Annotated in this window: 8 protein-coding genes and 1 pseudogene; 1 reads left to right on the forward strand and 8 read right to left on the reverse strand. The window is 61.1% G+C overall.

What is annotated here, in order from left to right; genetic code table 11:
• The 8 genes and pseudogenes from D183_RS27945 to D183_RS0105935 all read right to left on the reverse strand — a co-directional run.
• A pseudogene (locus tag D183_RS27945) lies at window positions 1-228 on the reverse strand (hypothetical protein); the annotation flags it as partial.
• Between the two features lie 196 nt (window positions 229-424).
• Complete coding sequence (locus D183_RS27345; protein ID WP_157835179.1) at window positions 425-1,348, reverse strand: hypothetical protein; 924 nt, start codon at window positions 1,346-1,348, stop codon at window positions 425-427.
• A gap of 261 nt (window positions 1,349-1,609) precedes the next feature.
• The gene (locus tag D183_RS27350) at window positions 1,610-1,822 is read right to left on the reverse strand and encodes a hypothetical protein (RefSeq protein WP_157835180.1); all 213 of its coding nucleotides are present in this window, start codon (window positions 1,820-1,822) and stop codon (window positions 1,610-1,612) included.
• Between the two features lie 504 nt (window positions 1,823-2,326).
• Entirely contained in the window at window positions 2,327-2,671 is a 345-nt protein-coding gene (locus D183_RS26005) for a hypothetical protein (RefSeq protein ID WP_017908193.1), read from the reverse strand.
• Between the two features lie 207 nt (window positions 2,672-2,878).
• A complete protein-coding gene (locus tag D183_RS27355) occupies window positions 2,879-3,379 on the reverse strand; it encodes a hypothetical protein (protein WP_157835181.1) in 501 nt (166 codons plus the stop codon).
• A 964-nt stretch (window positions 3,380-4,343) separates the two neighbouring features.
• On the reverse strand, window positions 4,344-4,553 hold the full coding sequence (locus D183_RS26340; RefSeq protein ID WP_081613288.1) for a hypothetical protein: 210 nt from the start codon (window positions 4,551-4,553) through the stop codon (window positions 4,344-4,346).
• Window positions 4,554-4,799: 246 nt separating this feature from the next.
• Window positions 4,800-8,588 (reverse strand): LamG-like jellyroll fold domain-containing protein, encoded by a 3,789-nt coding sequence (locus D183_RS0105930; protein ID WP_017908194.1) that lies wholly within the window; start codon window positions 8,586-8,588, stop codon window positions 4,800-4,802.
• A 445-nt stretch (window positions 8,589-9,033) separates the two neighbouring features.
• On the reverse strand, window positions 9,034-11,811 hold the full coding sequence (locus tag D183_RS0105935; RefSeq protein WP_026144233.1) for a TonB-dependent receptor: 2,778 nt from the start codon (window positions 11,809-11,811) through the stop codon (window positions 9,034-9,036).
• 295 nt (window positions 11,812-12,106) lie between these two features.
• On the opposite strand from D183_RS0105935, the gene D183_RS0105940 reads away from it, so the two are divergent.
• A partial coding sequence (locus D183_RS0105940; protein WP_017908196.1) for a PfkB family carbohydrate kinase occupies window positions 12,107-12,570 on the forward strand: 464 nt, incomplete at its 3' end.

The raw sequence follows: 12,570 nt of genomic DNA on the forward strand, positions 1-12,570 counted from the left end.
CCAGTGAGCTTCTCCGTGGATGCGAAGCATGGCCCAATGCCATGCCTCGTCATGAAAGATGAGCCCGTGTAGATCATTTGGCTCCTCGTATGGATAGCGTGCAACTGCCGCGTTGTCAGCGTCCGCCGGTGAGTATGACCCGTAAGAGCAAAGAACCCGCGCGAACAATTGGCGTTCGTGCTTCAGGCACTCCACGTATTCTTTCTCTGTCCAGGTTTGGGTTGCCATGAAATTAGTGTGTTAAAGCTGGGATTAGAGTGAACCTTCGAAGGTGTAGCACACAAGAAAAGTGACTCTGACCCCTATTTCTGGAACTAAGCCGCGTCGCGAGGCGGGATATAAAGTGCACTCTGACCCCTGTTCCCCCCCTGTTTTCCCTCAAGAAAGCGACGTAGTAGCTAGCGTCTAATTTTAACCCGACTGGTTACGGGATAGCCACGTTGTTTGTTGACCTTGAGCTTATCCTGGGCGAAGTGTAGGTCGTCAGATCGGCCTTCTTCAGCCCGGTTCTTTTCCGGTGAGCTCGAACAGCAAGGTCAATTCTTCTATCGCTCATCGGCAGAAGCATGGGACTCTTGAAAGCGCGAATGTCTTGTCCCCAAAATTGCTGATACATGTAGTCATGAACTCGAAGTCGTTTCACATGGGCCGCCTTCAAAAGCAGCCCTGACTTTAACAATAGATCGCGGAGTTCATCTTCAGCCTTGAAAGACAAGGCGATGAAGAAGAAATAGGAGACTTCGACGTAAGTAATTTGTGAGCAAACTAGGCCCTTGTAACGATCAAGAGAGGCGTGCGACGGAATATGATTCACCAAATGGTCCAAGAGAGCTTTCAGTGTATCGATCAGCCGCCCCTGCCTGTCGATCTCAACAGAAAGAATTTTGAAGTTTCTAAAATAAAGATAATCAAGTAGAAGCTGATCTTCAGAGGAAAGGGCTCCCCTAGCGTAGCGCTCCTGAATGTCATGCGGCACCAAGTGAACACCTTCTCTCTTTAGAGCTTCAAATGCCCGATCAGTAGATATTCTCAGAACCGAGCGCCCATGTAGATCACGCTTGGAAGTCACCACTTCGCTCAGGGTCGTTTGATACATGGCCATGAGTCTGTGGAGTGCCTCTTCATAATGTCGTAGCGCATCGCTTCTTTGTTGAGCCAAAATCTGCCGTTCTTGTTGGCGGATCTGCTTTTGTTGGAGAAGCAGCGTAACAATGAGTCCGCCGAACCCGAGTCCAGTGAAGAGAGAGTTCAGTACTCCGAAGCTATCTCCGAACTGACCTCTCTCAGCTAAGTTAGCTCCCTTTAGTGGGAAGTAACCTTTGTAGAAGGCAGCAAATAGGAGAGCCATCAGGAGGATAGGTAGCAGCCACCACAAGTGGTAATACGATTCGAAGAGCAGCGTTCGGGCACGACTCGATTTCACACTTATTTCCCTCATAACGCGATGACAATTTTTGCATTAAGGGCTAACACTGGAATTAAGCCGGCCCGCGAAGCGCGTTCAGCCTGAATAAATCGGCAAAATAGGGTCAGAGTGCACTTTTTAGAGTACTGGCCACATGGGAAGTGTACTCTAACCCCATTTAATGCTGACCCCATTTAATGCTACTTACGACCATTCGATATCTACGTTTGAAATACTTTCGCTTCGCCCGTCATCATGAATGATGCGTATGTTTACTTTAGGTTCGGTGAATTTTATGGAAACGCCACCAGCACCACTTTTGATAGGCGGAAAGATGATTGTAACGCGGCACAATTTTGCACCTTCCGGGGCACCAACCAATTTCCAACTATCTTTCCCATCAGCCGTGATCTTCACTTTAACCCCTGGTTGCCTAATACCTGAAATTAAGCCGACCCGCGACGCGGGTTCGGCTTGAATGAATTTTTAGACCTACAGCCTCCGAGGCTTTCCAGGTAGAGGTTTTGGGACAATGTGTGTCTCCTCGCATAGGTCAGTGATTGCTTGTGTGAGTTGGCGGAGCGCTACATACGCTCTGCCACTTGCGACTTTACAGCCACCTTTGGGGCTGTGCAGCTCTTTGATTGCAAGCGTAGCGAGTCGCAGCACTTGATTCGCATGCTGAATTAGATGTGCGTGCTCTTGCACAGGTAGCTCACCAGAGTCAACGGCATGCTGAAATTTAGAGGCCTCAGATCCAAAGTAGAGCGCGGCATTTCTTAGTGCATCTTCATTTTTTGAAGGCATTGCACACTTTCCTTGTAGGTATAACACCTGAATTAAGCCGGCCGCCCGACCAACTATCCACTCGCTGTCTTAACGATGCGGACTCGGCTTGAATTAATTGTTAGGCGGTATGGCCTAATTATCAATTCGCCAGTGAGCCGGGATGAGGATGTCAAAGATCAGAACGCCGTTCTCAATGGAGAACGGCAGATCCTCCTGATGCCAATCTGTTGAGTCTTGGTCCTTGCACCCTGCATAGAACGAAGACATGAACTCTACGCTCACACAACCAGATTTGCCGTCATCATCCAGCTCAACCTGCTCAATCTCTACGCTGTCATCTACTAGCTGGACTCTGCCGTCGTCAACATCTATCGCACGCTCAAATAAAGGCTCAAACTCTGATTGATGCTTCAGAACGAGGTTCCCGATCTCATCTGCATCAATCTCGTAGTGTTTGCTCGGAAGCGCAATCTTCACCAGTAATCGTCCCGCCGTCATAGTCTCCCCCTGACGCCTAACGCCTGAACTAAACCCAGCCGCGAAGCGGCATCGGCTTGAATGAATTATTGGGCCTCATCCCACAAGTCCCTAGTCTTGGCTTTCTCTATGCTCACTTTTATCTTGGAAACGGACTGCTTCAAATCCCAGTGTGTTCTAAGTAGTTCACGATAAGCCGAGACTTCCTCATATTTTTTGACCGTCGAAGCCTGGGTTGTATGCGTACTCATATCCTTTTGGGGGTGCTCGACGCCAACTACTATTCTGTGTGTAATCACTCAACAGTCCGCGAGTGTCAAGAATTTTTCCGAGAGATGAGATTGCACGCCTAAAAACGTCGGAGAAGAAATTATTCTGAGATGACGTGTATAAGTCCTGCGGTTGAAGCTCTTTGTTATGGGGCCAACGATCTTTCGGACCTAGCGCACTCAAGCAGATCGCATCAGTGTTTTCCAGAAGAGATATCACATCTCCCTTAAAGTCTCGGACAAAGTCAACACCAGCCTCATTGACCTTGGCGTGATTTTCCTCCATTTGTCTAATGGCCTCGTTCTTAATCCAGGCCTTGACCTCAGGCACGATAGAGACGGCGAAGCGATTGAGAAGATCATCTAGCTGATTGGAGGTGGGGACGAGTTTTCGCTCAACTTGCTGCAACTCAGCTTCTAGTTCAGTGCGGCTTTTCATTGGGGTTCCTTTGAACTTCGGATATGAGGCCTAAGGTCGAAATTAAGCCGTGTTGCGGAGCAACGTCGGCTTGAGTTAGTTGTTAGGAATCTGATACCCGCTTATTCCAGTCCGAACCCTCTTTTGCCTCGCCGCACTGGGTGCAAACATACTCCCCGGTGTTGGAACCAAGGTGATACTCCTGCTCAATGTATGGGTGGTCGCAAGGCTTCCCCCCCCATGCCTGACGAAGTTTCGCTGCAACCGTCATCTGCATATATCCCCCTTTTTATTCTTAACTACTATTGGAACTCCTAAATTCGGAATAACGCAATCCTCGCTGAGTCGTAGAAGGCCCTTCATTGAGAACTGAGGTCAGAGTGCACTTTCAAGGAACCGAGCATGGAGAAAAATTCACTCCGGCTCATTTGCTCTGGCTCCATTTGCTCCATAGGTCTGATTTGTACAAATACACCGAGGCCAAGGCTTCTTTTAGTGCTGACACTGCTGTGGCGAAAAATTGTTTAGCCAATGGCAATGATCCAAATGATGACCAACCACTATTGGACCGCTAAAAAAGCGGCAGGACTCACACCACGTCGACAGGCTTAATTGTTGTTGTGGCGCATTTACTGCAGCGCCAAATATTGATTGTATCGAGAGTTGCAAGGGGGTGTACCGTGCCATTACCGCACGTACCGCAATTAAATCCGCGACGGGATTTTCCTGCCGCCGGCTTGTCGAAGGCACTCCACCATATGGTTCTGCAGCTCGAATTGGTGCAGATATATGCCCCCTTGTCGTACTTCGCGGTGCGCTTTTTGCACTCCGGGCACTTATAGTTAGCCATTATTATCTCTCCTATGATCTAGCAATGAGGACAGGCGTCAGAGCGCGCTAGGGTGATTAGCGCAGGAAAACTGCGATTAGACGCTGGGTTCTCTTACCCCGCTATTCTCACCATCGATCTCATAACTTATTGAAATTAATACTTATGACGTCGGTAATGATTGGTGGTGCTTGGACTACGGTAGCTACCACCCTTATGCGAAGAGCCGTGGCCCGATTCGTAGTGCCCACCATGACTGGTCGTGTGGTGTGAACCCGCCGCGCGCACACGTGCATCCGCGGATGCAGCAGACAGGCACAAGGCAAACCCGGCTAGCGCCGCGATGATCGAGACTTTGGTAAACATCGATTTCCCCTGAGAAGATTTGGCGTCCTAGCGTTCCCATTACAGATGGACGTTTTGCGCCGCGTATCCCCATGCGCAACCGTCCAATCAGGTCCTATGGAAGTCCGTTCTCCCCCACAGACGATCCTGTTGTAGCACGGCGTCACACTTTTTGGGGAGACAAATGTAAGCCGTCAGTCGGGGACATTCCGAGTTGAATGCGCGTTCCGCTAGGCAAGAGCGCGTCTTGATGTGGGTCCAATTAAATCAAGGCACATCCACTGCATTGTTTCTCTGCGTCAGTTCTGCCACGTCGCCCTGGGTGACGATACGCAGCCGACCTCCCTTTGCGCTCTTTCCGTCCGGCACCATCAACCGCACCTGCGCCGTCTTCGGCTCCAGATCCCGCGGCGCCGCCAACGTCGGAAATCCGGCCCGCGCCAATTCCCTGCCACGCGCATCCTCCAGCACCACAAACCCCGCCGGCGCATCCACATGCCCCAGGCTATGCACGGTGACTTCGATGGCATCCGCAGTCACCCGCACATCCCCACGCCCAATCCCCAGATCCGGCCGCAGCTCGACCGGCACCGCAGCCGGCGTGACCAACTCGAACTCCATCACCACCGTCTGCCCTGGCGGGAACTCCACATCCACCGCCCCGCTCTTCTCGAACGCGAATTCACGGGTGGCGGCCTTGCCATCGATCTTCCCGTCGTCATCGCGATCCACGCCCGCGCGCATGCGCCACTGCCCAGCCGCGACATTCCATCCGGTCATCTGTGCGCGCTGTGCCTTGCCGCTGGTGTTGTAGCCGATGACGGTGAAGCGATCCTGCCGCGGCTTCGGCAGCAGCAGCGCCACCTGCACCGCGCCTTCGGGATCGGCGAAGCGCCAGCTGACGGTGTGGCCGGGGTAGGTCTGGTTGCGCTTGAGGGCGACGCCGCCGAGGCGGGCGCGCTGCAGGTTCACTGTGGGCGATTCGACGCGGTCGCTCCACCAGTGGCCTTCGGTGTTCATGTAGAAGGTCTGTAGCTTGTCGCGGGTCTCGGCGCGGTACAGGGTTTCCAGCCAGCGCGGGTCACCAGTCTGCTCCCAGGCGACGTGGTGGGCGAAGTCCGGGGCGTCGTCGGCCTCGGCGTCGGCTGCCGCCTTGGCCAGGCTGGCGCCCCAGCTGTCGCGCTTGCCGAGCACGTCGAGGAAGTTCTCGTTGAGCAGGGACAGGCCGCCGGGCCCGGCCTTCGCAACGCGGTAGTCGATGGGCTGGAGATAGCGCGCATCGCCGGTCCAGCGGTACGCGGCCCAGAAGGTGTGCAGGGTGTCGGGGCCGCCGCTGCCGTCGAACAGGCTGCCGCCGCGGGTCTTGTCGGTGGCCCAGTTGATCTCGTTGGGCAGCGCCCACTGGCCCTTGGCGTCTGTGTAGGCGTGGGCCAGGTAGCCGTCGGCCAGGCCGGTGACGATGCGGCGGCTGTTGGGGTCGGCGTTGTAGCCGCCCAGCAGCAGCGCCGGGTGCAGGATCGGGAACGAATAGGGTTTTTGCCACTGCCAGTTCGGCTCGCGGTAGACCTTGCGCCCACCGAACCAGTTGCTGGCGAACAGCAGGTGACCCTGCGGGTTGACCTGGATGATGCGGTCGAACGCCTTAACCGTGCGCATCAGCCGCTCCACCGTCAGCGGGTCGCCCCAGTTGAGGTAGAGCATTTCGCTGTTGATGTTGATGCCGTCCTCGTAGGAATGCAGTTCGTCGGTCTCGATGGTGGAGAGGCCGTCGGTGAACATGCCGTTGCGGTAGTTGGCGTCGGACAGGGCGGTGAGCGAGGCGGTGAGCTTGTCCGGATCCACGCCCATCAGGGCGACGCCGGGCCATTGCTGGGTGAGGTCGGAGTCGTCGGAGATGCCGCCGCCGAAATCGCCGTAATCCACCTGGCGTTCGTCGATCCACCAGTTGATGTAGCGGCGCGTGGCCTTGAGATCTTCCAGCTGCCAGAACGCCCAGCCCGGCACGCCCTTGGGCGGCTGCGGCAACTGCACCGGCAGCGGTCCCTGGTTGCCGTAGCTGATGTCGGCCCAGTACTGGCGGCCCAGCGCGTTGTCCGGGTCCACCCGCAGCAGGTCGTGGATATCCGCATCCAGGCGCGCGTACAGGCGCTGGCGCTTGGAGCTGGTGTGCTCCTCGACCAGGAAGCCCCAGTTGTCCTTGACCTGGTTGAAGCGGTCGGCGATGTGCTCGGCCTTGGCCTGCTCGCGCGGCTTGAACAGCAGGCGGATCTGCGCGCCGTCCAGCGCGCGCGCGTCGAAGCCGGGCGCGGCCGAGGCGATGCTGAGCATCAGGCTGTCGTCGGTGAGGATGCGGTCGCGCAGGTCCAGCCACAGCGTGCGCGCCTGTCCGGGCGCGACCGAGACCGACACGTCGAGCATGTCGCGGCCGGGCCAGATCGGATCCTTGACGCGGATGTTGAGCGGGATCAGGCCGTTGTGCGTGGCCGGCAGTTGCAGCGCCGGCAGGTCGATGGCGATGCCGTCCAGGCCATCGTGCATGTTCTCCCAGCCGTAGGACCAACTGCGCATCAGCGGCTGCGCGGCCGGTGCGTCGCCGAGGTTGGACGGAATGAGCACGTGCACGATGGGCAGCGGCGGCACCGCGGTCTTTTCGTCGGCACGCTTGCGCGACGGCGCCTTGGTCGGCAGGGCGACCACGGTGCTGCGCTCGTCCGGCGGGTAACGCCCGGCGATGTAGGCGCGCAGCGCGGCGAGGTTGGCGTAGTCCGGGGCGATGTCGCTGCGCACGGTGTAGCGCAGCGTGGCGCTGGGGTTGGCCGGCTCGGCGCCGGCGCCGACATCGTAGGCCCAGATCTCCTGGATCGGGGTTTCCTGGGCGACGTTGGTGAAACGCAGGTGGCCGCCGCGGCGGCGTTCGAACTGATCGACGCTGCGCACCGTGCCCTGGGCGCGCGAGAACAGCGGCGTGGGCGTCGCACCAGCGGCGGCATAGGTGGCCTGGCCATAGGCGGCGCCGCGCAGTTCGATGCGGTTGAACGGTTCGTCGGGCAGGACCAGGTCCAGCGCCTTGCCGCCTTCGACGTAGACGTTCCAGTCGGGCAACTGGAAGTAGTCGTTGCGGCCGGGCAGGCGCGAGCGGTTGTACACGCCGGGCCAGGTGGTCTCGGCGATGCCGTCGGTCGCCTTCCACATCCACTCCTTCAGGTCCTTGGCGTCGGCGAACTCGACCTTGCGGATGCGCGTGGACGGGGCATCCAGCGCCGGCGGTGCGCGACCGTGGTCCCAGCCGAAGCGGTGCAGCCAGGCGTTGCGCGCGGCGCTGTCGGGCACGGTCTCGGCGCTGCGCGGCTCCTGCTGCCGGGCCAGCGCAGCGACGCCGGCGGCGTCGAGCATGCGGTCGTAGACGCGGATCTCGTCGAAATCGCTGCCGCGCAGGAAGTTGTAGCGGCTCTGCACCTGGTGCGGGGCGAGTACGCGTGCGGCCAGGCCGAGCTGGTCGAGCGCGGCGTCGAAGTCGAGCGAGCCGCCGTCGGCGCAGGCCTGCGTGCAGTCCACGCGCACGGCTTCCTTGCCGTCCACGTACAGGCGCACGCCGCGGGTCTCGTCCCAGGCGAAGGCCAGGTGGGTCCAGGCGCTCGGCGCGGGGAATTTGTCCAGCTTGAAGGAGACGCGGGTGCGCGCCAGGTTGGCGTCGGTCACGAAGGCATCGAAGCCGTGGCCGTTCCAGTCGATGCGCAGCCAGGCCATGTCCCAGCTGGTGTGGTCGGCGTAGCCGACACGGAAGATCACGAACGGCGCTTCGCCCACCGGGTAGCGCGAGCGCCAGAAGAACGACAGCGTGCCGCGCTGGGTGTAGAGGTTGCCGGGAGCGTTCCAGGACAGCACACCGTCGTCGGCCCATTCGATGGCCTGCCCGGACACGCCGGTCGGTACCAGGGCGATCTTGTCGCGGAAGTTGGGTTGGGGGTCGCCATGGGCGACGTCGGCGTCCAGGCCTTTGTCGGCGGAGACGCGGAACAGCAGTTCGGGAGTGGCGGCTGCGGCGATCGCTGGCAACGCGAGGGCACAGAGCAGGGCGAGGCGGTGTGAGATGCGACCTGGGCTCTGCGATTTGGAGGCGTATGCAGTAGAGCCTTGCTTTGCCGAAGTGGGTAGGAACCGCGCGTCGCGGCTGACGCCGCTCCCACATGTGCGTTGCTGCACTGTGGGAGTGGCGTCAGCCGCGACGCGCGATGCCGGCACATCCTGTGGCAATCGCGACGAGCCGATGGACGCAAGCAGGTGCACCGCCGTCGCCTTCAGGCGACGCCACACCCCAGGACCGATCGCCGACACACCACCGCCGGCGCCCACCGCGCTGCCGCACATTGCCTGTTTCATCTCGCTCCTTTGCGATCGGCGCGCCCCGTGGCGGCGCGCGTCGATCTCCCTCCCCGGCCCGCAAGTATGCGGGCAGCGGGGCGTTGCCGATGTCGCAGCGCGGCACCGGCGAACGCAGTCTTCAGAACTTGTAACGCACCCCGATCGCGTACTGCCGGCCGGTCTCGCTGTAGGTCAGCGGCAGCTGCGCGCCGGTGGCGCTGGTCTGCACCCACTCGTAGTACGGCACGTTGGTCAGGTTCGACCCTTCCAGGCTGATGTCGATCTTCTCGTCGATCTTGTAGGTCAGCTTGGCGTCCACGACATTGGTGCCGCGCATGCCGTGCATGTCGAAGCCGGTTTCCGTGGCCGGCACCTGGGTGAGGTAGCCGTCGCGGTGGGTCAGCGACACGCGACCGCTGAAGCGCTCGCCTTCGTAGAACAGCGTGGCGTTGTACGAGTTCTTGGACAGGCCGGTGAGATCGGTGTTGAACGACAGCGCGCCGGTGCCGGTGACGTACTGGATCTTGGACTGCACGTAGGTGTAGTTCAGCTGGGTGCCGAAGTTGGCCCACTTGCCCGGCAGGAAGCTGAAGGGCTGGATGTAGTTGAACTCGGCGCCCTTCAGCTTGCCGCCCGGGGTGTTGAGCGGCACGCTGAAGACGAAGTCGTCGGTGGCCGCCGCGCCGGTGCCGTCGAGCAGGCTGACCGGCAGGCCGCTGCTGGAGTACGGGGCGATGGTGCGCGCGGTCTGCACGAAGCTGTCGATGTCCTTGTAGAACAGCGCCAGGCCGAGCATCGCGCCTTCCTGCAGGTACCACTCGAAGCCGAGGTCGGCGGTCTTGGCGCGGATCGGATCCAGGTTCGGATTGCCGCCGCTGACCGTGCGTGCGCCGCCGGCGACGGCGACGGTCACGCCCGGGGTCAGGCTGCCCAGGCCCGGCCGCGTCATCACCTTGGCGGCGCCGAAGCGGATCAGGAAGTCCGGGGTGATCTCGGCGACCAGGTTCAGCGACGGCAGGGTGTCGTGGTAGTCGCGCTCGACCGTGGTGTTGATCAGGTTCGAACCGACCAGGGCGTAGCCGGTGGAAGACTGGTTGGTCTTCACGTAGCGCACGCCGATGTTGCCGGAGAACGGGATCGCGCCGATGTCGAAGGCGAAGTCGCCCATCAACCAGGCGCCGCGGTCCTTCTCTTCCACGCTGCGGGTGTTGACCGCGCGCTCGGTCAGCGTCCAGGTGCCGGTGCCGCTGTAGATGCCCAGCGCATCGGCGATACCGTTGAGGTCGGGCACCGCCCAGTTCGACGGCGTGCCCTCGATGCCCTTGAGCCCGGCCAGCGTCACCAGGTTGACCGGCACGATGCGGTTGCCGGTGGCGAAGGTCGGCACGCTGGTCTCGGACGCGCGGCGGAACTCCTTGGTGTCGAAGCCGTAGTTCTTGGCCAGCACGCCGCCCTTGAGGGTGAAGTTGGTGCCCAGGTTCCACTCGAAGTTCAGCGAGCCGGTGTCGAAGCTGTTGTTGGCCGACTGCGGACGCATGCGCACTTCGGCCAGGGTCCAGCCGTTGGCGGCGGTCGGGTCGATGCCGTAGTTGAACACCGGCGAGGTGTAGCTGTTGCGGTAGTCGTAGCTGTAACCGGCGACGTTGTTCTTGTCCATGATCACCGTGGTCTGGATCGGGTTCCGGTGCTTGGAACTGGAGGTGCCGATCTCGCCGGTGATCTTGAAGGTGTCGCTGAAGCGGTGCTCGCCGTTGAGGGTGAGCTGCTTGAAGACCGTGTTCCACTCGTCGTGGCGGTTCTCCGAGCGGATGTCGGTGTTGTCGAAGCGGCCGTACAGCAGCGCACCGGAGGCCGGGTCGACGTAGCCGTCGCGCACGATCATGTCCGGCTTGCCGTTCTGCGAACGGCCGCGGCTGAAGCTGATCGCCTCGATGTAGTGCTCGTCGCGCTTGGCATCGATCTTCGAGTACAGGCCGTCCAGCGAGAACTCGGTGCTGTCGTTGGGCTTCCACTGCAGCGAGCCGGTCACGCCCAGGCGGTTCTGCTCGTGCTCCATCTGCGTGTAGCGCGGGATGCGCGGGCTGAACACGTTGGCGCTGTTGGCCGCGGCGAACGGCGAGGTGGGGCTGTAGCCGTTGTTGCTCGGGCCGTTGGCCCAGCGCGTGGTGCCGCTGCCTTCCTCGAGCACCTGGCGCTCGGAGTAGGCCACCGACATCAGCGCGCCGAAGGTGCCGTCGGCCCAGGTGTTGGCGACCAGCGCGGCGATGCGCGGATCGGCCTTCTGCGACATGCCGTTGTAGGTGGCCTGGCCGTTGGCGGCGAAGGTGAAGCCGTCGTAGTCGAACGGCCGCGCGGTGCGCAGGTCGACCGTGGCGCCCAGCGAGCCTTCCTCGACGTCGGCCGAGGCGGTCTTGCGCACCACCATCTGGGTGAACAGGTCCGAGGCGAACACGTTGAAGTCGAAGCCGCGGCCGCGGTTGGTGCCGCCGCTCTGGTCGCTGGCACCGACCGTGGTCAGCGCTTCCATGCCGTTGATGCGCACGCGGGTGAAGTCCGGGCCGAGGCCGCGCACGGAGATGTTGCGGCCTTCGCCGGCGTCGCGGGTGATGACCACGCCGGGGATGCGCTGCAGCGATTCGGCCAGGTTGGTGTCCGGGAACTTGCCCACGTCCTCGGCGACGATGGCGTCGACCATGCCCTTTTCGGCGCGCTTGATGTCCAGCGCCTTCTCCACGCTGGCGCGGTAACCGGTGACGACGACGGTGTCGAGCTCGGTGGTGGCATCGGCCGAGGCCGCGGCGGGCGGCGCGGACGCCGGCGCTTCCTGTGCCTGCAGGGCACCGGCCTGCAGGGCCAGGCCGATCGACAGCGCGAGCAAGGTAACCGGTGTCTTCCGGCGTTCGGTACGTGATTGCATGTCCTCCCCTCCCAAGGGTTACATGACGGCGTGGAACTGCGGGCGTTGTCGCGAATGACACCGCTGGTCAAAACCAACGTTAACAGTTGCGAAACATCCCGGCATCTTGCAGCGCAACAGAGTGCCTGGCGACCCGAGGGTCTTTGCAGTCAATGAGATAGCGCAGGATCGCGACATCGGCCAGTGCCGAAGCGCCTGTTGTCGCACAAAAATGACACCGCTAGTCACTTTTTCTGGTCGGCGTTTGCATTTCGCGGCATGCTTGGTGTCCCTTCGGCTGCCGGACCCGCTTGCCATGACCGTTTCCCGCATCGTCTGCTTCGGCGAACTGTTGCTGCGCCTGGGCGCGCCCGGCCACGAACGGCTGCTGCAGACGCCGCGGCTGCAGGTGCAGGTGGGCGGTGCCGAGGCCAACGTGGGCGTGGCGCTGGCGCATTTCGGCCACGCCGTCTCGGTGGTCAGCGTGCTGCCGGACAACCCGCTGGGCCAGGCCGCGGCCGGCGAACTGCGCCGGCATGGCGTGGACACCAGCGGGGTGCGCTTCGTGCCCGGGCGCATGGGCCTGTACTTCCTCAGCACCGGCGCCGGGCACCGCCCCAGCGAGGTCACCTACGATCGCGCCGGCTCGGCCTTCGCGCTGGATGCGGGCGACCGGCACGACTGGCCGGCGCTGCTGCACGGCGCGCAGTGGCTGCACCTGTCCGGAGTGACCCCGGCGCTGGGCGAACGCGGCGCGGCCGCGGCGCTGGCGGCCGCGCA

The sequence above is a fragment of the Xanthomonas sp. SHU 199 genome (assembly GCF_000364665.1).
GTDB classification, from domain to species: domain Bacteria; phylum Pseudomonadota; class Gammaproteobacteria; order Xanthomonadales; family Xanthomonadaceae; genus Xanthomonas_A; species Xanthomonas_A sontii.

Bases quoted from the DNA above. Each gene is read 5' to 3' on its own strand.
- D183_RS27345 (WP_157835179.1), bottom strand. From the start codon at position 1,348: ATGGCTCTCCTATTTGCTGCCTTCTACAAAGGTTACTTCCCACTAAAG.
- D183_RS27355 (WP_157835181.1), bottom strand. From the start codon at position 3,379: ATGAAAAGCCGCACTGAACTAGAAGCTGAGTTGCAGCAAGTTGAGCGA.
- D183_RS26340 (WP_081613288.1), bottom strand. From the start codon at position 4,553: ATGTTTACCAAAGTCTCGATCATCGCGGCGCTAGCCGGGTTTGCCTTG.
- D183_RS0105935 (WP_026144233.1), bottom strand. From the start codon at position 11,811: ATGCAATCACGTACCGAACGCCGGAAGACACCGGTTACCTTGCTCGCG.